This window comes from Mesorhizobium sp. LNHC209A00, assembly GCF_000502915.1.
GTDB lineage: Bacteria > Pseudomonadota > Alphaproteobacteria > Rhizobiales > Rhizobiaceae > Mesorhizobium.
Window position 1 is genome coordinate 121858 of record NZ_AYWT01000011.1, and the last position, 22886, is coordinate 144743.

Genomic DNA, 22886 nt, shown 5'->3' on the forward strand with positions numbered 1-22886 from the left:
GCACCCGTTGCGGGACACGCCCCTCCTTCAGCCTCCAGGCCCGAGCGACAGCACCAAACCTATGTATGATTATCCAACCATCCTTGATAGCATATGATGGAAGGGTGCGCCCGCAAGTAATGGGCGATGAGCATACAATCCAAGTGCGAGGACTGTGGTTGTCAAGCGCTCCAATAGTCTCGGTCGTCGATGATGACGAATCCGTTCGGGTCGCAACGGTGAGGCTCGTGCGCTTACATGGGTTCGTCGCCTACGGATTTGGGTCTGGCGAGGAGTTCCTGCTGTCTCCCCATGCTGAGGACACGTCGTGTCTGATAACAGACGTAAGTATGCCGGGCATGAGCGGGGTGGAATTGCAGAGCCAACTGATCGCGCAAGGCAAACGTTTGCCTGTCATTTTCATCACGGCTTTCGCTGAGGAGAATAGCCGGATGAGGGCACTTGCAGCGGGAGCGGTGTGTTTCCTGACCAAGCCGTTCAATGGTGAGACTCTGATCAACTGCATATCTGAGGCGCTGAAAAGGCCCGGTTAGGCGGAGCGCTGCGAGCAGCACGCACGCTGCGTTGAGGTCGAATTACACCGGAGGTTAAGTGTGCCGCTGCACACCAAGCTTACGTGCGATCTGCGCGAGTGTACGGTGTGGTGGTCATTCTGTCATCTTCACAAAGCCTTCTTGGACGAGTTGAGTTGTTCTCGCCATGGCATCCGTATTTATTTTGATTCCAGGAAGTAAATCTGAGTTGCCCCACTTGTGAATTTTGGCGGTCGCGCCACACAGTTCAATCTTCACACCACGCTTAACCAAGTGGTCGACCAGATCCCTGTAGGGATTCCCAGTCGCGATGCCACGTTCTGAATTGTACGCGCTGTCATGGAGCGTGACGTGTCCGGCGTTCGTGTGAAAGACCGCAACGACCTCCGATTTGGCATCCCAATCGGCGATGTCATCCTCGATGAGTTGCATGTGGAAGATTGACGCCGGCAGGTCTCCTTCAAATTGCAAGACACCGATACTGAATACCAAATTCACCTTGGCCAGCTTGACTGGAATATCAATATGCAGACGCTTCTCTGAATCCGCCACGTAACAAAATCCTTTGTGGGTAAAGCCGCTCTCTGGGGCCGATGCCCGCGCATTGTGCTTAAAAGCACGCAAAGTATGTCAAGCACCTTCGTAAACGAGCCGAGTGAAGTAATCGGCATCGATGACAAACTGTCCCCACTTCTGATCGAAAGCTACGGTCGGTTTTGCGGCGACAGTCTCGTCACGAGATCTTCCTTGGCTCTTTAGTTTGGCTACGTTGTCCCGGATGGATACGAGCATGTCCCTGTACTCTTCAAGTTCGGTTTTGTTACTAACAGGTAGGCCGTGCCCGGGAATTATGATCGTATCATTTGTAACCCTGGCAAGATTGGCCTCAGTGGCCTTGATCATTCCGTCGATGCTTCCACCTGTGGAATAGTCGATGAACGGGTAGATGCCGTTCCAATACGTGTCGCCGGTATGCAAGACGTTCGCCTCGGACAACATGACTGAGATGTCACTGTCCGTGTGGGCCGGCCCATAGTGAGTGAGTTCAATCGTCTGACCGTTGAGTGTCAGCATCCTATCTTCTTCAAAGACTTCGCTCGGAATGGCGCCAGCAGGAGAAGGTAGGAAATTGTATTCCCAGTCCTCGACTCGCTGGATTCCGCTGAGATGCTTCTTCGTATTGCTATGCGCAATGATCTTGGCGCCTATCGAATGCAGCCATTCGTTGCCATCGGCGTGATCGAAATGCCAGTGCGTGTTCACGAGATGCGTGACCGGGTCATTGCCCAGAGCATCCAGCGCATTTGTGATTTGAGGACGTGATACGCCGATGCCGGCGTCGATAAGCACTTTGCCATCGGGGCCTGCCAGAACGCCAATGTTTCCGCCGGACCCCTCGAGCGCGCTGACGCCGTTTCGAAGCTTGTGTGTGACGATAGGCGAGGTGGCCGCGCTGTCCTTGATAAAGCTAACGATGCCTCGCGCCTCGGCGAACGCTTTGTGCGGTGTTAGCCAACCTCCCGTGGCGGCGAATGTTGCGCCAGATATACAGCAGAGGCAGAAGCGCCGGCGCGACAGAGACGGTTGATAGCTAGAGGTCATAGTCTTCAGCTCCATCGATCGGCGTTGCTCCGCTGCGGATAGCCAGACAGTGGGCACCGGGACGATCGCGATGTTCCAATTTAATTGTCGCTGACATCAACGATACTTCGTCCCGTCGGGACGGACTTGCGCAACCTTGCCCAAATCGGAGACAGCAAGAACGCACTAGGCATGTTCGCGGTGCGACAACCCAGGCAGCCGTTGTAGCGGAGAAGCGCAGCGACAGGTCTGTAACCGCGGACTTGACAAACCCGAGTCAATGCCGGAACGACGAAGGCATCGGGCGAAGTACGACGAAGGTATCGGGCGAAGTACCCGGGAGGGATGGATTCGATGCGACGGTCGAGAAATACCCCTCGCATATCGACCGATCAACTGCTTGGTCCGCCGATGGATATGACTTCTGCGCATTGCGCTGGCGGCCCGCTCGGAAAGATGGATGAGCGAAATTTACGCAGCAAGCGGTGGCGCCGGACTCTGCCTACGTGACCGGCATTTCCCTGGACGGTTGATAGCGGCCGCCGGGTTCGGTAGGCTAGGCAATGACAATCTCAATCAAGCGGCTTAGATCACTGCTGCGCGTTGCGGAAACGTCATTGGCCTTCGTGACTTCCGTCCCTGAAGACTATGGCGACCACGTCGTTGAGCGCCTCCGTTTCCGCTTGCCGGACGGAACGGAAATCCGCGGATTGTTGACGCGACCGACTGCAAACCGCATGCCGCGACCGGCCATCCTCTATGCTCACGCGCATGGCGACCGATACGATATCGGCGCAAGCGAGTTGATTGCGGGGTCCCCGGCCTTGCTCGATGCCCCAGGGCCGGGGCTAGCGCGCCAAGGCTATGTGACGCTGTGCATCGACATGCCAACCTTCGGCGAACGCGCAGGCGTGACGGAGAGCGCCGCCACGAAAGCAGCACTGTGGCGCGGCAGGACGTTGTTCGGGCAGATGCTCAGCGAGCAGTCCGCGGCCTTGACTTGGCTTGCATCGCGCATGGATGTCGATGGCAATCGCATCGGTATGACTGGGATTTCGATGGGAGCCACGCTCACCTACTTCTTGGCTGCAATCGACAGCCGCGTGGCCGTCGCCGCGCATCTTTGCTGCTACGCGGACTTCGAAACGCTTATCGAGATGGGTGCGCACGACCTTCATGGTCACTATCTTACAATCCCCGGTCTCCTTTCTGAAACCTCGACTGGAGAAATAGCCGGGCTGATCGCGCCACGCCCCCAACTCATTTGCGTTGGCCGCGATGATCCGCTGACGCCGCCTCCCGTCGTCCGGTGCGCTTTCGTCGAGACTTCCGCCGCGTATGAGGCCTCGGGGGCAAGACAGGCGCTTGCCCTTGTGGAAGAAGACAACATCGGGCACCGTGAAACGCAAACGATGCGTCGCTTGGTCGTCGATTTCTTCCGATCGCACCTATAGCCGGAACTGGTCAAGTGGTGCCGTATGCGTCGCTTATGATACCGCCACATGGTCGGGCATGCCGACCTTGCCTCGCTGACAAGTATGCTCTGGTTGCCTTGGTCCTCGATCTTGCTCGGACGGATCTTGACCGACATTGGATTCCCCGGCGGGATGGGCCGTTCTCGACCGCGCTGGAATACCATGCCGACGCCATGCTCGGGTTCCTCCCAGGTGACGTTCCTGCCCTTGATGAAGAGATACGGCCTCCGAGACTTCGAGCTGGCCGACAATGCAACTTGCCGCAGCCGGATGGACCGAACAGGACGATGGGTCCGTCCTCTGCGACATCGAGATTGAGCGTCTGCAACACGGATACCGCACCGAAACTCAGCACAGAACCTGGATCGAAACTATGGTCCCGTTTGCTGCCGTCGCGTTCATCCTTTCACCGAGCCGGCGGCGATGCCGCGCACGAACATTTTTCCTGACACGAAATGAACCGAATTCACGATGTTGTTGAGCTGCACAGTCATCGGGAACCCGGCTTGGTGTAGATGACGCCGAATAGGAAATCGTTCCAGATGCCGGTCACCTTTAAGATGATGGCAACGACGAAGACAGGGAGCGACATGGGCAACATGATGCGAAAATAGAAGCCCAAAAGCCGGCGCCGTCGACGCGCGCCACCCGGAACAGTTCTTCCGGCAGCGACGAAAAATAGTTACGGAACAGAAGCGTCAGGATTGGCATGCCGAAAATGGAGTGCACGATGATCAGGCCCCAGATGGTGCCGTAAAGCCCGATTTCGCGCAGGATGATGACGATCGGATAGATCATCACCTGATAGGGTATGAACGCGCCGATGATCAAAATGGTGAAAAAGATATCCGCGCCCTTGAAGCGCCAGTTGGCGAGCGCGTAGCCATTGACCGAGGCAATGGCGATCGAGAGCGACACCGACGGCACGGTGATGCGCACCGAATTCCAGAATCCTCGCGACAGTCCGTCACAATTGAGGCCGGTGCAGGCGGTCGACCACGCCTTGACCCAGGGCTCGAAGGTGATCTCGATCGGTGGTGAGAAGATGTTGCCGAGCCGGATCTCCGGCATTCCCTTGAGCGAGGTGACGACCATCACATAGAGTGGCAGCAGATAGTAGACGGCCACGACGATCAGCGTACCGTAGAGGAAGATATTGCGGCGCGACATCATCCGCCGCGGCTTCGGGCCAAGGGGCCCGGCAATATCCCGGGTTGCGGCATCGGCGCCGTTGGCTGCCTAGGTGAGGACAGCGCTGTTTGGCATGTCGTTATCGCGCCCGCCCGAATTCTATATAGGCCCATGGCACGATGACGATAACTACGGACAAAAGCATCATGGTTGAGGCAGCAAAGCCCTGGCCGAGGTCCTGAGCCCGGAACATGTACTCGTAGACATACTTCGCCGGCACTTCTGATGAGATGCCGGGTCCGCCGCTGGTCTGCGCAACGACGAGATCATAGACCTTGACAATGCCGGCGGTAATAATCACCAGCGTGGTGATCATCACTGGTCGCATCATCGGGACGATGATGAAGAGATAGGTTTTCCACATCGGTATGCCGTCGACTCGCGCGGCCCTCCACATGTCTTCATCGATGCCGCGCAGGCCAGCCAGCATCAGGCACATGACAAGGCCGGTGCCTTGCCAAAGGGCAGCGATCAGAATGCCGTAGATAACGGTCTTGGAATCATAGAGCGGGTCGAACGCGAAGCTCGTCCAGCCAAGCGAGCGCACCACATGCTGGATGCCGAAATCCGGATTGAGGATCCACTGCCAGACCAGTCCCGTGACGATGAACGAGAGGGCGAAGGGGTAGAGGAAGATGGTGCGAAAGGCGTCCTCGAAACGAATCTTCTGGTCGAGCAGGGCAGCGAGCAGGAAACCGATCACCAACGAAAAGAGAAGCATGCATGCGTCGTAGATCGCCAGATTCTCCACCGCGACCAGCCAGCGCTGCGCTCCCAATAAACGCCGGCACTGGTCGAGGCCGATGAAATGCAACTGCGGCAGCAGTCTGGAATCGGTGAAGGAATAGACCACCGTCCAGATCGTCCCACCGATGAAGACGATCAGCGCATTCAGCACCATCGGGATCGACGCGATCTTGGCGTTAAGATTGCGAAACAGCCGGTTGGGTCGTACGGTCGCTGGCTCGGTCATGAAGTCCACTGCGCCGGGTCGGAAGGTATCTGTTGAGCAATCCGCGGCCCCGCAAGAGACCGAAGGTCCGCTCAGGAGGGACCTTCAATCGGCTTTGGCGATGATTTCGGCGAAGCGCTTCTGGGCGTCCTCGGCTGTGATGCTCGGCGTGCTGAAGAACTCGGCCATCAGGTCGTTCACTTCTTGATTCGTATCAGGAGTGATAAGCGCGTCCGTCCACGGCATCGTTTTGCCGGCAGCGAGGATCTCTAGGCCCTTCTTCATGCAGTCGTTCGCCGCCGTGAGGTCGACGTCGCCGCGCACCGGAAGCGAACCCTTCTTGAGGTTGAAGGCGACCTGTGTTTCAGGTGACAACAACACATGGGCGAGCGTCTCCTGCGCGGCGCTGACCTCTGGATTGTCGATCTTCGGGAAGTAGAAGGCATCGCCGCCGGTCGCGATGACCGCATTCAGGCCAAGGCCCGGTAGGCAGGTATAGTCCTTGCCAGCAACCTTGCCGGCCACCTGGAACTCAGCCTGCGCCCAGTCGCCCATGATCAGCCCGCCCGCCTGGTCGGTGATCACGAGATTGGTGGCCTCGCTCCAGTTTTGGACGTTCGATTTCGCCGCCATCCTACGGGCGTCGTCGGCTGCCTTGAACACCTTGGCGATGTCGGCGCCTGCGGCCACCTCGGCACTCTTGTCCTTGTACACCTGAAGGTAGATTTTGGGTCCCACGATTGCCCCCATCAACACGTTGAGGGCGCCGGCTTCCTGCCAGCCCTGTTTGCCGAGGGCTAGCGGAACCTTGCCCGCCTTTTCAAGCGCAGGCGCGGCGGCGACGAACTCGTCCCAGTTGGTAGGCACGGGCACGCCGGCGTCGGCGAAGGCCTTGTTGGACAACCAGATCCACAGCCAGGAGTGAATGTTAACCGGTACGCAGTAGATCTTTCCGCCGAGCGTGCAGTTTTCGAGCAGCGTCGGCGGGTTGACAATCTTCGCCCAGTTCTCCTTCGTCGCGAGGTCGGTGAGGTCACGCATCAGGCCTTTTTGGACCAGTTCCTCGGCCTGACGGCCATGGTTGAACTGCGTGGCGCCCATCGGGTCGCCGCCGGTAATGCGGCTGATCATAATCGGAACTGCGGTGCTGCCTCCGCCGGCGATGGCGCCGTCAACCCATTTGTTACCTGTGGCATCAAACGCCTTGGCGAATTCGGCGACCGCAGCAGATTCGCCGGTCGACGTCCACCAGTGAGTGACCTCGAGGTCCGTGGCCAAGGCGGGAGCCGCGAGCGGCAACGCGACCGCAGCAGCTAAGGCGGCAATAATAACCCCATATCGCATAGCGTTTCCTCCCGAAATGCAAGCGAATTGTCCTATAAGCAATACCACAATGACATCCGCCGTCCCGCGATGTTCATGGGCACAAATCGAGGACGCGTGGTCTTGTCGGCAGGTACCAGCCTAAGAAGATGGATGACAGCCGTCCATGAGTCAATTACCGACGTTCCTTGCAGTCTCCTAGGTCAGTAGCGGCGTCGAGGCATTCCGTCCGTCAACTCCACTCGCAAAGGTTGGGGTTGAGTGTTCGTATCGCTTCACTCGCTCCAGGGCTGTGAAGCCTCCGGGAATCCGACAATCGGCTGTGCCAACTTCGGTCCCCAAATCTGATTCCGAGTCTTCACGAAGCTTTTTGGATGAGTTGCTTGGTTCTCGGCCGTGGCATTCGTGTTTGCCCTGACACCGGGAAGCAAGTCTGAGTTGCCGCATTTGCGAGCTTTCGATCTGTCGAGCCAGATCCTAATGCAGATTGCCGGTCTTGATTCCGCGAGGGGAATTGTAGGCGCTGAATAAAGCCGGACATGGCCGTCGTCTTGTGGAAGCCCGCGACGACCTACCACCTGGCATCACAATCGGCGATGTCGCCCTCGATGAGCTGCATGTGAAAGATCGAGTCTGGCAACTCTCATTCCCAAACCCAATGCACTAGTCCCGCTCGTCCGAGCTCACCGACGCAATTTCAGGCGAGAACGAGGCCCGCCACAAGCACCGTAAGGATAAGCGATAGGGGTACAGCAAGAAGCCACCGAGCCTCCAAAATGCTGTTGTGCGGATCATCCATTGGATTATTCTCCTAGTCTTCCAATGTACACTGCACACCGGAAATGGCTCGCTCTCTATTGCTCTGATTGCGCCGATTTGCAGCTGCCGCATCAATTACACCTGCGAGGCCACGCCGCCCCGCAGGCGGAATCCATGCTGATTGAGCTAGACGCGGCGCCAGAAGCCTTCGCTATATTCAGTTTTTAGGTCAACCGGCCTCGCAAGCATCTTCGTGCCCAGTGCCAAGGCAGGCCATCGGGCCACGTCATTAATCGGTGTGAACGCCGTCTTAGTTGTGACCGCCGAGCGTATTCACGTTCGCGCAGAAGCCCGTAAAAGGCTGCACTACCTCACCCGCGCATTCATTCTTGATCTGTGCCTGCTTTTCGGCCGGGATGGAAAAAAAGTGGCGCTTGAAATGCTCTCGGGGCTTCATGATTTTCATGCTTGAATCGGTGAAGAACGGCTTCATAGTGTCCGGCTCATTCAAAACGCCAGCCAGAACCTGGCCACCAAATGTGGGAAGAGCAAGCGTCACAGCAAGATAAGTAGATCTGATATTCATATTAGTATCCTTCTGGGCCTAACGGACGTTGACAGTGTCAGATGAACATCACCCTTGGCTGCCGTATCTCCTATAAGCACTGTTTTTGTCGATCCGAACGAATGCTACGAGCTTTGCTGCGTGTGACGGAAGGGGGAACGATCGCACTCACTGGAATCTCTCGGTCTTGCGCACATCAGGAGTTGATTTGCAGCGGCTCATGCTCTGGCTCATCGTGAGGAGCGCCTGCCGCACATCGCGCATACCGGGCCATAGGCCAGGAATCGCGATGGCGGCCCGCCCTGCCGTTTACCCTTGGTACCGGTCGCTGGCGACTATCCTGACTTACATGAACCCTAGGGCCGAGTGAAAATCAGAAAGGTTGGTCTCTCACATTTCACGTGGGTACCAAGTGTTTGGTTGCACCACTAGGATCTCGCTGCCATCTGGCGTTTAGGTATCGGGAAGGCTGTGGAATTCCTTCATCGCCTCTAAGCCATAGTCGCAACTGACTTCCTGACAACCTTTGCTTTTAGGTGCTTGGCCATCGGTCGATGGGTTGACGGGCAAGAGCAAAACTAGTCACTGTATCGGGCTGCTTAGTACCGGAGGGAAGACAGGAGGCCCTTGTGAAGGAGCTTTCGCGCTATTTATTCTCAGCGTTGCGGAAGGGCGAATTCACACTCTACCGCGGCTCGAGTGAGGGTCTAGACCCGATCCTGTTGGTCGCATCCGCCGAGGAAAACTCGGCGCGTGAGTCTCTCAAACGGCTCGAACACGAATATGACCTCAGGGCCGAACTGGATGCCGGCTGGGCTGTCCGACCGATAGCCTTGGCCCGCCATGACGGCCGCATGGCGCTGGTGTTGGAGGACCCCGGCGGCGAGCCGCTCGATCAGCTGCTAGGCCAGCCGATGGATGTTGTGCAGTTCCTACGCGTCGCGATCCCGCTCGCGGCCGCGCTCCGAGGGGTGCATGAGCGAAATCTGATCCATAAGGATATCAAGCCCGCTAACATCCTGCTGGACCTCGCAAGCGGCTGCGTCTGGCTCACAGGCTTCGGCATTGCCTCGCGTCTGCCGCGCGAACATCAGGCAGCCGTCACACCACCGGAGGTGATCGCCGGCACGCTTGCCTACATGGCGCCAGAACAGACCGGCCGGATGAACCGCTCGATCGACGCTCGCAGCGATCTCTATTCTCTCGGCATTACGTTTTACGAGATGCTCACCGGGACATTGCCTTTCACCGCGTCCGATCGGATGGGTTGGGTGCATTGCCACATCGCACGGCTGCCGCCGCCGCCTGACGAGCGGATCGCGGGCATCCCGGGGCATCTCGCGGAGATCGTGATGAAGCTTCTCGCCAAGACTGCGGAGGAACGTTATCAGACCGCCGCGGGTGTCGAGACCGACCTCCAGCGGTGCCTCGAAGAGTGGGAGACGCAGAGACGCATAGATCCATTCCCGCTGGGTGTGCAAGATGCGTCAGACCGGCTGCTGATCCCGGAAAAGCTGTATGGACGCGAAGCTAAGATCGACACGCTGCTCGCGTCCTTCGACCGTGTGGTGGCCGACGGCGTGCCCGAATTGGTCCTTGTCTCCGGCTACTCGGGGATTGGCAAAACCTCGGTAGTGAACGAGCTGCACAAGGTGCTGGTCCCCTCACGTGGCCTCTTTGCGTCGGGCAAGTTCGATCAATACAAGCGCGACATTCCGTACGCCACCCTGGCTCAGGCATTTCAGAGCCTTGTGCGCCCGCTTCTTGGGCAGAGCGAGGCGGAGCTTGGCCTCTGGCGCGATGCGCTGCGTGAGGCGCTGGGACCGAGCGGCCAGCTCATGGTCGATCTGGTTCCCCAACTGGAACTCGTCATCGGCACCCAGGCGCCCGTTCCAGATCTGCCGCCGCGAGATGCGCAATACCGCTTCCAAATGGTTTTCCGGCGCTTCCTCGATGTGTTTGCCAGGCCAGAGCACCCGCTCACACTGTTCCTCGACGACTTGCAATGGCTGGACACCGCGACCCTTGACTTGATCGAACATCTTGTCACGCACCCGGAGGTGCGGCACCTTTTGCTGGTCGGCGCCTACCGGGACAATGAGGTCACGCTGTCGCACCCGCTCGCGCGAAGGCTAGCGACAATCCGCGAGACCGGCATAAATGTGCAGGAGATCCGGCTTGCGCCGCTTATGCCCGAAGATCTGGAGCGGCTGCTTGCCGAAACGCTGCATACGGAATTGGGTTGCGTGAGGCTCTTGGCTGGCCTCGTGTTCGAGAAGACCGATGGCAATCCGTTCTTTACGATTCAGTTCTTGACTGCCTTGGCGGAGGCGGGCCTGCTAGTGTTCGATGCCGGCGCGAATGCCTGGACCTGGGACCTGCCAAGTATCCGCGCCAAAGGTTTCACCGACAACGTCGCGGATCTCATGGCCGCGAAACTGAGCCGTCTGCCCCATGCGACCCAGAAGGCATTAGGACAGCTAGCCTGTCTGGGGAATGTTGCCGAGTCGGCTACGCTTATTCTGGTGCACGGGAAAACCGAGGAAGCGATGCACACGGCCCTCTGGGAAGCCGTCCATGCCGGCCTCGTCATCCGCTCCGACAGCACCTACACATTCCTGCACGATCGTATCCAGGAGGCGTCTTATGCGCTCATCGCCGAAGGCGAGCGTGCTATGGCGCATCTTCGGATCGGCCGGTTGCTCGCGGCGCGGACCACGTCAGAAGAGCTCGACGACAGCATCTTCGACATTGTGAACCAGTTCGACCGCGGCGCGGCGCTGATCACTTCGCCGGTTGAACGAGAGCAGGTCGCCGTGTTCAACCTCAGGGCGGGCAAGCGTGCCAAGGCGGCAACCGCCTATGCCTCAGCCCTGCAGTATTTTACCGCCGGCCGCGCTCTGCTGGGAGAGAACGAGTGGGAGCGGTGCTACCAACTCGCCTTCGACCTCGAGCTGAATCTGGCCGAGTGCGAGTTCTTGGCCGGCGGCTTCGCTTCGGCGGAGGAGCGGCTCTCGGCGCTGTCACGACGCGCCCAGAGCACCGTTCACCTCGCTGCAGTCGCATGCGTGCGCATCATTCTCCACACGACCTTGGACCAGACCGATAGCGCTGTCGAGGTAGGCTTAGATTATCTGCGGCGGGTTGACGGCCAGTGGTCGCAGCACGCTACGGAGGAGGAGATTCGCCAAGAATATGACCGGTTGTTGCACCGGCTCGAGGCAGGCTCGATCGATGCCCTGCTCGATTTGCCCGCGATGAGCGATCCCGACCGATGCGCGACGATGGACGTGCTCACCGCGCTCCACTCGCCAGCTTTGTTCACCGACTTGAACCTGTTCCTTCTCGTCATCGTTCGGATGGCAGCGCACAGCCTGGAGTACGGAAACAGCGATGGTGCGCCTGTCGCTTATGTGCTGCTCGGCAGCATCCAAGGAATGTTCTTCGGCGATTACCAGGGAGGTGCGAGACTCGCGAAGCTCGGTCTCGACTTGGTCGAAAGGCCGGACTTCGCACGCTTTAGGGCACGCGTATATTCAGTGTTCGGTGTGCACGTCTCAAACTGGACGCAGCCCCTGGATGTCGCACGCGCGTACCTGCGGCGCGCCTTCGAGGCAGCACAGGAGAGCGGGGACGTTTCGTTCGCCGCATACAGTTGCATCGACATGATCACAAACCTGCTAGCCGCCGGTACTCCCTTGAGCGAAGTCGAGCAGGAAGCGGAGAAGAATCGCCAGATCGTCCAGCGGCTTAAATTCGCCATCATCCGAAGGGGGATTTCCGAACAGCTTGTCGTTATCCGCATGCTGCGCGGGCAAGTGCCGACCGCCAGACCGTTCCGCGACGCGGTCTTCCGGGCCGATGAGCATGAGGATATTGACCCCGGCGTTGGCGACGGCATTCGCGGCGCAAACTTAGACGGCGTTCGGAACCCGAGACACCGGACCGCGCGGGCGATAGGCGCGATCCGCGAGCTGCAGGCACGCGCATTTATGCAAGACTTCGCCGGAGGCGTGGCTGCGGTTATGCGGAACCCGCCCATGTGGGCCGTTCCGACGCAGTTCGAGCGCGCCGAGTATCAGTTCCACGAGGCGATTAGCCGGGCTGCACTCTGGGACTCGACCATGGGTGACGAGAGGCATGCACATCTCGCAGCAGTGGCCGAACATCATAGTCAGATCGCGATCTGGGCGAAGAACTGCCCCTCAACATTCGCAAACCGTGCTGCGTTGATAGGCGGCGAGATAGCGCGCATCGAAGGGCGAGAGGCCGATGCAATGCGCCTGTACGAGCAGGCCATTCAATCGGCTCGCCGGTACGGTTTTGTGCAGAACGAGGGTTTGGCCCATGAGGTGGCCGCGCGGTTTTACGCCGCGCGCGGCTTCGAGACGATCGCCACCGCCTATCTCCGGAACGCGAGGTCCTGCTACCTGCGTTGGGGCGCCGAGGGCAAGGCGCGACAACTCGAGCAATCGCACCCGCACCTCCGCGATGGTCCGGCTCCGCCGCCGCCGCCCACCGCCACCTTCGGCGTGCCCATCGGGGAGCTGGATGTCGGGACAGTTGTGAAGGCCTCGCAGGCGGTGTCGGGCGAAATCGAACTCGGCAAACTCATCGAGACCCTCATGAGCATCGCGATAGAGCATGCTGGCGCCGAGAGGGGACTACTGATCCTTTTCACGGGCGACCGGCCGCGGATCGTGGCGGAGGCCACCGCCAGCCATGGCAGAGTCGAGGTCATGCTTGAAGAGGCAGCCGTAAATCCCCTGGCTCTTCCTCAATCCGCACTTAACTACGTGATCCGGACACGGGAGAGCGTGGTCCTTGATGACGCTTCGGTCATGAACTTGTATTCGGACGACGAGTATGTCCGGCAAAAGTGCCCGAGGTCCGTCTTGTGCCTGCCCGTCGTCAAACAGACGAAGCTGGTCGGCGCACTCTATCTTGAGAACAATTTGACGCCGTACGCCTTCACCACCGGCCGGGTGGCGGTGCTGGAGTTGCTGGTTTCGCAAGCGGCGATTTCGCTGGAAAATGCCCGCCTATATTCTGAACGCAAGAGAGCGGAGGAGGAGTTGCGACGCAGCGAGGCCTATCTAGCTGAAGCGCAGAGACTGAGCCGCACCGGCAGCTTCGGCTGGAGCATCACCACCGGCGACATCATCTGGTCGGACGAGACATTCAGAATCTTCGGATACGACAAGGCTCCTGCAGTCACCATCGAAATACTCATTCAACGCACCCATCCGGATGATCGCGCTCACGTGCAACAGACCATCGACAGCGCGGCCCGAGAGGGAAAGGACTTCTCTCATGAATATCGATTGCTGATGCCGGACGGCTTAGTGAAGGAGCTCCATGCTGTGGCTCACGCAGTGAAGGACGCATCGGGCAACATCGAATTTGTTGGCGCGGTGACAGACGTCACTGCAACCAAGCGAGCCGAGGAGGCGCTCCGCGAGAGCGAACAGCGCTTTCGCGACTATGCCGAGACAGCCTCCGATTGGCTCTGGGAGACGGGACCAGACCATCGTTTCACCCTTATATCAGAGCAACTAGCAATCGTCGGTATCAGCCCCAGGCGTCCGATCGGCTCGAGGCGATGGGATTTCGCCACCGACCGCGATGAGGAGTCTGAGAAGTGGCGCCGGCACATCGCGACGCTCGAGGCACATCGGCCATTTCGCGGTTTCGTCTATAGGGTCGCAGCCGAGGATGGCTCGGCGCACTACGTTGCCGCGAGCGGCAAACCTATCTTTGACGCGGAAGGACAATTCCTCGGATACCGGGGTGTCGGCACTGACGTAACGGCGTCGGTTCGCGCGGAACAAGCCGAAGAGGCGCTGCACAAGGCGCAGATGGAACTGGCGCACGTCGCGCGCGTGATGACGCTGGGCGAGCTGGCCGCGTCGATCGCCCACGAAGTAAACCAGCCGCTCGCCGCCATCGCCACCAACGGCGAGGTTGGCCTGCGGTGGCTCGACCGTGAGATTCCGGACCTAGCAGAGGTGCGCGCAGTTGTCGGCGACATGGTCAGCAGTAGTAGGCGGGCAAGCGAAATCATCCATAGACTTCGTGCGCTCGCCAGGAAGACTGAAACCCAGAAGTTTGCGTTGGACATCAACGACACGATCAGCGAGGTAATCCCGCTGGTGCAGCATGAAGTGATCAGCCATCGGGTGTCCCTGCGCCTGGACCTGGTGCCGACGTTGCCGACAGTTCTCGGTGACCGCGTGCAGTTGCAGCAGGTGATCATCAATCTGATAGTCAACGGTATGGAGGCGATGGCGTCCGTCACCGGCCGAACACGCGAGTTGGTGGTCCGGTCGCAACTGGACGACAGCGGCCAGGTGCTCGTCGCGGTCGAGGATGTGGGCGTCGGCATCGACCCAGAGAACGGGAACAAACTCTTCGCTGCCTTCTTCACCACCAAGGCCAACGGCATGGGCATGGGACTATCGATCTGCCGGACGATCATCGAGAATCACGGCGGCAGGCTATGGGCCTCGCGTAACGCCGGGCCTGGTGCGACGTTTCAGTTTACCTTGCCGTCGCGTCAGGAGGCCGTGACGCAGCCCCGCGCAGACGCGGATCGATGACGGCGAAGGGCCGGTTGTCATCATTGTCGAGGATCACGCTCTACTTCGCGAGACGACGCTCAGGAATTTTTTGCACCGTCGGTCTGCGTTCTAGGTTTTCCGCTTGGCAGCAGAATCGTGCCATGGAAGCTCCAAGGATCTTTCAGCATGCACTCCTCGACACTTGCCTACGGGCCTCAGCCGCCTGGACATCCAAAGCGCGGCTCTCAACCTCCTAAGTACGAGCAGGGCGCTTCCATCTCACAACACCGTTACTCGATCGAAGATCTAGGCCGGTACGATGGGCGATTTTACTCTGCTGAACGCGTTCATAAGCTGGGAGTCGGCGTGCAAGGTCGCGCTGACTAGCTCTGGGGGCGTGAGAGCGAGCCACTGATTCAGTGAGATGTCGGCGAAATGGTCGCTCTTGAAGATTTCCAGGAACCGGAGCGTCGTGTTGCCCGTGTTCTCGATGTAATGACCCATTGCGAAGGGCACGTAACCAACATCGTTGGCCTGGAAGTCAAATGTACGAGCTTGGCCGGAGCCCGCGAACACGCCCATGCGCGCCTGCCCGTGGATGTAGTATTGCCATTCGTCGCCATTCGGATGCCAATGGAGCTCGCGCATCGCGCCCGGCTCGACCTCGATTAGCGCTGCCGCGATGGTCTTGGACACCGGAAACACCTTGCTGTCAGTGATCCGTGCCGTTCCGTGTTTCATCATGATCGGAGTCTGAGCCATCATACGGTGGCTAAAGCTCTGCTTGGCTTCGCCTGCGGCGATCTTGTCCTCGCTGAGCAGTCCTGGAACCGGAGCCGAAAATATATAGAGCTCGCTCGGATCGGGGATCCTAGCAAAGCTCGAAGCTGGAACACCAAAATTCTTGGCGAGCACCTCCGGCGGCGTGTGTTTCATAAAATCGCTTAAAAGAAAGGTGTTGTCCTCGTCGAAACTGCCGTCATCGAATACCAGCAAGAATTCCGTCCCGTCCGGGTCGAGGCCCTGAATCGAGTGCGGAATGCCTGGCGGGAAGTACCACAGATCGCCGATGCCGACGTCGTCGGCAAAACTGTTCCCGTTGGCATCGATCGCGGTGATACGCGCTTTGCCGGTGAGCACGTAAGCCCATTCGGCGGCCTTGTGCCAATGCAACTCACGCACGCCTCCGGCATTCAAGCGCATGCTCACGCCTGCCATTGCCTTCGAGATGCCGAGCTCGCGCACCGTCACCTGCCGGGTCCAACCGCCCGATGATAGTCGCATATGGGCATCGTCAAATGAGAAACGCAGGTTCGGTAGCGTACCATGATCGGTGGTCGGCGGGAGCATCAAGTCGGGATTCTGGTCGATCCGAGCGGGGTTGTTCGGACCGGGGTTGGTGCCGCCGCGGCCGGGCGCCTGAGGTATCGTTCGATCCATCTGCGCCTGAGCCAGTGTCGTTGCCGTGAGCAATCCACCGGCTGCGGTCCCGACCAACAACTTTCGACGTGACATTCTGTTGGAGGCCTTATCCATATTGCTTCACTCCTTAGCGGCTCGATAACGCGAACTAGCGAGCCCAAAATATCGATGAGGCACCGAGGAGGTCTTGCTCGTTGACACATCCTTTGCTTGAATCGCACGATGACAGTGAGTGTTAGCGGACGCGACATTCGCCGAAGCAGCGAGACTGGCGGCATCAGCCGTACCGAACCGCGTTGCAAATGAATGCCCGCTTTTGGCCGCGCTCAATTTAACAACAGCACCGTTGTTGCTGAGCCATTGAAGAAGCAGGGGCGGTAGCTGGTCCAAATCGGGCTTAAGGCCGGCCCCTGGTAACAATGTTGTTCAGTCGCCTTACGAGGGCTTAACTACCTGTGATCTGAATCGAACCCCTCACACAGGGCGTAGATCAACAAGACAAACCGTGGCGCCGTATGCGATCCGCGAATTTACCAGCGCCGACAATGCCAAACTTGAGGAGGAAGATGCTCCACCAAGCCACGGATTTCGTTCTCGATGGCGAGGGTACCTAAAGCAACTTGGCCGGAACAGCTTAGCCGCATCATCTGGGCGAAGCTGTGCAAGCAGCGGGAATCGCGCGACATCATTGCGCGCCGCCCGGCTGAAGCTTCGCGTACGATTCAACACCACTGTTGACGTTCCTGCGCGCTTCAGGAATTCGAAGGCCCGTGGGTCCGTCTCTCCGATTGACGCGCAATCAGGCGTGTGCGGAGACCCCATCATGCGCACGTACTGGAACGGACTGTAAGGATATCGAACAGGATTAGCGGTATCTCTGCGCGGCGGTCGACGTCTGATCTACCCGAGGCTCCTCTGATAGCCACTTGGCGTAACCCCGGTTGCCTTTCGAAAGGCCGTCGTAAAAGAACTCGTTTCGCTGTAACCGACTGTCAATCCGATGTCCGTCACCGAATGAGCGCGCGTTGCAAGCAGGGCTTTGGCTTGCTCGATTCGACGAATGGTATGATACCGGTGCGGCGGTACGCCGAAGGTTCGCTTGAAGGCCCGGCAAAAATAGTATGGGCTCAAGCGGGCAAGCTGCGCGAGGGTGGCAAGCGATACTGTCTCGCTCAAATGCGCATCGATATACGCAGTGACGATCCGCTGCTGCCAAGCTGCGAGCCCGCCCCTGAGCTGAGGTTTGCTTTGCGGTGTCCGGTGGTTGAAACGGATCAATTCATGCGCCAGCACAACGCCCAGCGCCTCGAGGTAAAGCTGATTGTCAGAAGTCGGGCTTTCAAGCGATCTCTTCAGCTTGAGGGCAGTATCCAGCAGCGTCGCATCCTCAAAGAACAGCATCGGCGGGATTGCATCAGGGATACCCGCTTCAATCGGACTCTGCAGCTGGGCTGGAGCAAAATAGACATACATCAGATGCGTGGGGGAGCGCGGATCCTGCCATTCGCGGTACTCGTGGCCGGCAGGAACGAAGGTAAGCTTGCCCGCAAAATCTCGCAGCGTCGATCTGGATAAACCCTCGACGCAGGTATCGCCGTCCCGCCGCGTGCCCTGTTCGTAGACCACGAGCAAATCGACAGGCGCGAGAAACCGAGATGTAAATCGGTCGTGGGTGCCGACTTGGACGATCTCGGCAGTCATGCCATTTGAGATTTCGGCGCGCCGGACCACAACGTCGCGGGGAAATATCTCCACTCCATGCTCGGCCAGGTGGATTACCCGGCGATCCGATGGCGAGTGCGGCGCCGACTTGATGCTCCGCACCGGGCTGTTGCTGAAGTCAGAGCGCCGATCTCCCGCCGGCGATGTGGCGGGTTGCAACAATCGCGGAAAGCAGCCCTCAAAGGCCACGCTCGGCGATGGGCCGATGTCCGCAAACAGAGAATTCGTCAGCATGGCTCGACATCCTCTCGGGGCGCCTCTCAACTGATTTCAACCTAGCGTACCGATGGTGAATCCCTCCATCCTACGTCGGTACGCCTGCATAGAGTGTTGGTCTGAAAGGCTTATACTTTGGTTTGTGGACTGGCCTCGTGCCGGCACGCGATCACTTCCATGGTCCTAGCGGGGGCGTATTTCGGCCCTCCATTAGGGCGATCTCCGGAGAAGGAAGTGAAATTCGCTGCGCTTGCCGCCAGGGGACCGAGGGACCCTGACACTCGCTTGATGGCTCCGCCATCCCCAACCAGCGTGGAGGGTCGATCCGGCCATCACGGAGCACGTGGTGGGTCGAGGATAGAGGTCGGTTAATAGGTAGATGTCGGCCCCTGTGTTGACGCCAGCCAAGATTAGTTCGAATACGGCGAGCTAGGTCCGACCGGCATCAGCCCAGCATTGGTCACCAGGGTACTCTTCGGTTCATTCCGGCTTCAGTACGCAGCATTGTTCCGGCACGGGCATCAATCTGACCAAGCCGCCCGGCGGCAAGGGCGTCGAAAGCGAACCGTTGGCAACAAGACGGCCCGCGGGCGTTTCACACTGATACTGATAGGCGCGGCCAAGATACGTGCGCAGGCCGAGCGTGGCGGGAAGGCCAGGTGCCGAAGGGTCGGCGCTGACCTCAAGTCCGTCCGCCCGGGTTCCCAGCACAAAATCGTCGGGGATCGGCCCGAGCCGTTGCTCATCCAGCGCCAGCGCCGTGCCGCCCGCTTCGGCGGTGACTTTCTGCCCGTCGCGGGTAATAACGCGCAGCCTGATCAAATTCTCGAAGCCGACGAAGCGGGCGACGAATGCATTCTCAGGTCGCTGATAGAGGCTTTCCGGAGTGTCGAACTGCATGATGCGGCCAGCGTTCATGATAGCCACCCGGTCGGAGATCGAGAATGCCTCCTCCTGGTCGTGCGTGACATAGACCGAAGTGGTGCCGTTCGCCCGCTGTAATTGGCGAATCTCGATGCGCATATCGACGCGAAGTTTCGCGTCCAGGTTGGATAGCGGCTCATCGAACATCAGGAGCGCTGGCTCGATTACCAGCGCGCGCGCCAGCGCTACGCGCTGCTTTTGCCCGCCCGATAGCGCCGCCGGGAGTCTATCCGCCAGCCCTTCCAGCCCGACGCGAGCCAATATCGTGCTCGCACGTTTGTTTCGTTCGGCGGCTGGCAGGCCGCGCTGTTTCAGACCGAAGGTGACGTTATCGCGAACCGACAAATGTGGAAACAGCGCGTAGTTTTGGAACACCAGACCAATGTCGCGTTGGTAAGCCGGCAGCCTAGTCAGGTCCCGGCCGCCTAGCGTGATGCCGCCGGCCGTCGGTTCGAGGAAACCGGCGATCAATCTCAGCGTCGTCGTCTTGCCGCAACCGCTGGCGCCGAGCAGCGAGACAAGTTCGCCGGCGGCCACGTGCAAGGTCAGGTCCTCCAGCACTCGCGTGTGGCCGTAATGCGCGGTGAGGTGCTCGACTGAGAGGGCTTGCGTCATGCAATTACTTCGTCAGGAATGTCAGGCCGAGTGTCCGTTCAACCACCGCCATGACCGCTACAGTGAGCAACATCAGTAACACCGAGACTGAAGCCACCGCCGGATCGAAATACTGCTCGACGTAAGCGAGCATAGCGATCGGCAGAGTGCTGATACCAGGCCCAGTGAGGAAGAGCGAGGTCGACACGTCGTTGATCGATGTAATGAAGGAGAGGATATAGGCCGCGATCACGCCGGAGCGGATGTTGGGTAGAACGATTATGAGGAAAGTCTTGAACGGGGGGCTGCCGAGGCTGATCGCCGCTTCCTCCACCGAGAAATCGAAGGAGGCGAGGCTGGCGCTTACGACCCTCACCGCATAGGGAAGCACGATCAGCGTATGGCCTATCAGCAAAGTCATGAAGATAGGCACGCTGGCACCGACCGCGACCGACTTCAACAGCGAGAAGCCGAGCACGATTTCGGGCACCAGGATCGGCAAGACGAAGACGGTCGAAAGCCAGGAGGGCAGCGCAATGCGGTGGCGGTTCAGCGCATAGGCAGCTGGNCCGATGACCAGCGCCATAGCGGTCGACAGGAATGCGAGTTGGAAACTGGTGATGAACGTCGTGCGGAAAGCGCCGACCTCGAAGACTTTCTCGAACCACCGCAGTGACACCGCCTGCGGCGGAAAGGTCAGGTATGTCGTGTCGCTCAGCGCTGCGCCGAACACGATGACCAGCGGCCCGACTAGGAACACATAAACCAGCACAGCGAACGCGATCAGGATGGGACTGGTGCCTCTCTCAATCATATCGCCACCGGGTTCAGCCGCCGCGCGAGGTGGGTCATGGCAAGCACGACGATGACAGTGACCACGACCATGATCGCAGCGACCGTCGAAGCTCCAACCCAGTCGAATGAAACCATGGCGCGCTGGTACATCAGCGTGCCCATCATCATCTCGCGCTCGCCGCCCAGAAGCTGCGGAGTAGCATAAGATGTGAAGCTTCCGGTGAACACCAGCACGGCGCCGACGATCAGGCCCGGCACTGCCAGGGGGAAGATCACCTGCCTGAAGGTCGCAGCCGGCGTTGCGCCGAGCGACGCGGAGGCCCGCACGACGTCCTCGGAAATGTTCTCCAGCACCCCGACAAGGGTGAGGATCATGAGGGGCACGAAAAGGTACACCATCGCGACGATAACCGCGCCGTTTGTGTAGAGCATGTGCATCGGTTCGGCGATCACGCCCGTCCAAGTCAGGAAGTCGTTAATAATGCCCCTCTTGCCCAGCAATATCAGCCACGCGAAGGAGCGCACCAAGACCCCCGTTAGCAGCGGAAACACTGCTGTGAAGATCAAAATTCTTTTGATCCGCCGCGGCGAGCGGACAACGACATAAGCCGTCACGAAGCCGATAGTCACCGAGATCGCCGTAGTGGCGAGCGATATCAGCAGCGTTCGCCACAAGACATTTCGGCGAAAGCCGCTGTCGAAGAAGGCGAGGTAAGGCGAGAAAACGCCCTTCGCATCCCCGAACGTGGCCGCCATTGTCGCCAGCACCGGGATAAGCAGACAAACTACGACCAAGGCCGTCGCTGGGGCAATGAGCAGACTGCCTGCAAAGCGCTTCATGACGGCCAGACCATGCAATAAACCCCGCTGAACGGCCGGGAGCCAAGGAGAGCATCCGGCCGAGCGTCCGCTCTTTCGTGCCTTATTGGCCGAACACTTCGTTCCAGCGGTCGATCCAGCCCGGCTTGGCAGCATTGAGTTTCTTGTAGTCGACCTGCTGGAGCGAGGCGATCATATCGGCGCCGTAGGCCCATTGCTTGGCTTGCTCCTCGGTGAGCTTGACGTCCTTCCTGATCGGCGCGTCGATCCCCTGCTCGGCGCTGACCTGCTGAATGTCGAGCGATAGGATATAGTTCACCCAACTATAGGCGAGATCGGTGTTGGCCGCACCCTTGGGAATGTTGAGGGTGTCGAGCGTGGCATAGGCCCCATCGGTTATGTTAGCCCACACCGCAGTCGGCACGGCCGCCTGGATCTGCTTGAGTGTGAAGTCTTGCGCCACCGCCACAGAGATTTCACCGGTCGAAAAAAGGTTTACGAGCTCGGAGCCGTTGTTGTAGCTCTTAACGATGCTCGGCTTCAGTTCCTCGATGGCCTTGAACGAGCCGTCCTCGTCGGTATAGGGGTCTACGCCGGCATGGGCGCCGGCGATCAGCACCATCATCGGCCCAGCCGTGGTGGTAATGCCTGGCAGGGACAACTGGCCCTTCATGTCATCGCGCCAGATATCGTTCCAGGAGGTAATCGGGGTCTTGATCTTGGCAGAGTCGTAGATGATGCCCACGCGGCCGACCGTATACGCCGGACCATAGCCCCCTTGCGGATCCTTACCCATATCATATACGCGAGCGAGATTCGGTACCTTCGAGGCGTCGAACCTCTTGAAAAGCCCGGCATCGATGCCGAGTTGCGAGTAGGCATCGGTGAGATAGATGAGGTCTACGCCTTCGCCATCTCGGATCTTCAACTTGTTGAGACGGTCGGCATTGTTGCCGGTCTCGAATACGATGTCGCAGCCGCATTTCAGTTTGAACGGGTCGACCTGGAATTGGGTCAGCTTCTCACCGTTGAAACCCCACCAGGAGATTGTTAGCGTCTTCGGGAGCGCCGGTGAAGCCGACAGTACCGCGGCTACACCAGCGCGGCCCAAGATGGCAAGGAATGACGCCGGTTTCATATTCGCCTCCCTTATAAAGTTTGTTGGTGCCTGAGATGAAGCTTATCTTTTTGATCGGCTGACTAGCAAGCCTACACGTGGCGCACCCATCGCGCTCGACGGCGGCTTCCGTGCCGGCGGCCAGTGAAACAGCGCCTGAAAAACCAGCCGTAGAGCGCGCCCCAGCGGCGTCAATTCCTACTTCACCTCATGGAACAGTTCGGGAGATTGCCCCTGAACTGGTCCGCTTGTCTCCAGTTCGCGGCAGTAGGTGCCGACCCTTTTTCGTGCGACCACAAGCGCTGCGGCTTGGCCGGGGATCTATCCGAGTTTGTGTG

The 22886-nt window shown here is 59.2% G+C and carries 14 protein-coding genes and 2 pseudogenes; 3 read left to right on the forward strand and 13 right to left on the reverse strand.

What is annotated here, in order from left to right:
• The first annotated feature begins 119 nt into the window (after positions 1-119).
• Positions 120-533 carry a response regulator gene (locus tag X739_RS143155; protein WP_023795513.1) on the forward strand — a complete coding sequence of 138 codons (414 nt, stop codon included), beginning with the start codon at positions 120-122 and terminating at the stop codon, positions 531-533.
• A gap of 114 nt (positions 534-647) precedes the next feature.
• On the opposite strand, the gene X739_RS143150 is transcribed toward X739_RS143155, so the two are convergent.
• Both X739_RS143150 and X739_RS143145 read right to left on the reverse strand, forming a co-directional pair.
• The gene (locus X739_RS143150) at positions 648-1085 is read right to left on the reverse strand and encodes a DsrE family protein (protein WP_023795514.1); all 438 of its coding nucleotides are present in this window, start codon (positions 1083-1085) and stop codon (positions 648-650) included.
• A 78-nt stretch (positions 1086-1163) separates the two neighbouring features.
• Positions 1164-2135 (reverse strand): MBL fold metallo-hydrolase, encoded by a 972-nt coding sequence (locus X739_RS143145; protein ID WP_031252267.1) that lies wholly within the window; start codon positions 2133-2135, stop codon positions 1164-1166.
• 542 nt (positions 2136-2677) lie between these two features.
• Between X739_RS143145 and X739_RS143140 the strand changes: the two genes are divergently transcribed.
• The gene (locus X739_RS143140; RefSeq protein ID WP_031252268.1) at positions 2678-3568 is read left to right on the forward strand and encodes a CocE/NonD family hydrolase; all 891 of its coding nucleotides are present in this window, start codon (positions 2678-2680) and stop codon (positions 3566-3568) included.
• A gap of 173 nt (positions 3569-3741) precedes the next feature.
• Here the strand turns inward: X739_RS143140 and X739_RS1000000170685 are convergent.
• The 5 genes and pseudogenes from X739_RS1000000170685 to X739_RS143125 all read right to left on the reverse strand — a co-directional run.
• A pseudogene (locus X739_RS1000000170685) lies at positions 3742-3991 on the reverse strand (ABC transporter ATP-binding protein); the annotation flags it as partial.
• A pseudogene (locus X739_RS01000000166440) lies at positions 3988-4759 on the reverse strand (carbohydrate ABC transporter permease). The pseudogenes X739_RS1000000170685 and X739_RS01000000166440, both read right to left, overlap by 4 nt.
• A gap of 100 nt (positions 4760-4859) precedes the next feature.
• Positions 4860-5753: a sugar ABC transporter permease gene (locus X739_RS143135; RefSeq protein ID WP_023795519.1), complete on the reverse strand. Its 894-nt coding sequence runs from the start codon at positions 5751-5753 to the stop codon at positions 4860-4862.
• Between the two features lie 84 nt (positions 5754-5837).
• Entirely contained in the window at positions 5838-7076 is a 1239-nt protein-coding gene (locus tag X739_RS143130; RefSeq protein ID WP_023795520.1) for an ABC transporter substrate-binding protein, read from the reverse strand.
• 1048 nt (positions 7077-8124) lie between these two features.
• Positions 8125-8400, reverse strand: a complete 276-nt coding sequence (locus tag X739_RS143125; protein WP_023795522.1) for a hypothetical protein — start codon at positions 8398-8400, stop codon at positions 8125-8127.
• Positions 8401-9008: 608 nt separating this feature from the next.
• Between X739_RS143125 and X739_RS143120 the strand changes: the two genes are divergently transcribed.
• Entirely contained in the window at positions 9009-14978 is a 5970-nt protein-coding gene (locus X739_RS143120; RefSeq protein WP_023795523.1) for an AAA family ATPase, read from the forward strand.
• Between the two features lie 267 nt (positions 14979-15245).
• Here the strand turns inward: X739_RS143120 and X739_RS143115 are convergent, their stop codons facing one another.
• From X739_RS143115 to X739_RS143095, 6 genes are all read right to left on the reverse strand, one after another.
• Positions 15246-16475 (reverse strand): oxalate decarboxylase family bicupin, encoded by a 1230-nt coding sequence (locus tag X739_RS143115; RefSeq protein WP_031252270.1) that lies wholly within the window; start codon positions 16473-16475, stop codon positions 15246-15248.
• A gap of 786 nt (positions 16476-17261) precedes the next feature.
• On the reverse strand, positions 17262-18317 hold the full coding sequence (locus X739_RS1000000167195) for an AraC family transcriptional regulator (RefSeq protein ID WP_023795525.1): 1056 nt from the start codon (positions 18315-18317) through the stop codon (positions 17262-17264).
• Between the two features lie 462 nt (positions 18318-18779).
• The gene (locus X739_RS143110; RefSeq protein ID WP_023795526.1) at positions 18780-19838 is read right to left on the reverse strand and encodes an ABC transporter ATP-binding protein; all 1059 of its coding nucleotides are present in this window, start codon (positions 19836-19838) and stop codon (positions 18780-18782) included.
• A 4-nt stretch (positions 19839-19842) separates the two neighbouring features.
• Positions 19843-20631 carry an ABC transporter permease gene (locus tag X739_RS143105; protein ID WP_023795527.1) on the reverse strand — a complete coding sequence of 263 codons (789 nt, stop codon included), beginning with the start codon at positions 20629-20631 and terminating at the stop codon, positions 19843-19845.
• Positions 20628-21452: an ABC transporter permease gene (locus X739_RS143100; protein WP_031252274.1), complete on the reverse strand. Its 825-nt coding sequence runs from the start codon at positions 21450-21452 to the stop codon at positions 20628-20630. Before X739_RS143100 ends, X739_RS143105 begins: the two co-directional genes overlap by 4 nt.
• An 82-nt stretch (positions 21453-21534) precedes the next feature.
• Positions 21535-22569, reverse strand: coding sequence for an ABC transporter substrate-binding protein (locus X739_RS143095; RefSeq protein WP_023795529.1), 1035 nt, complete (start codon positions 22567-22569; stop codon positions 21535-21537).
• Between the last annotated feature and the right edge of the window lie 317 nt (positions 22570-22886).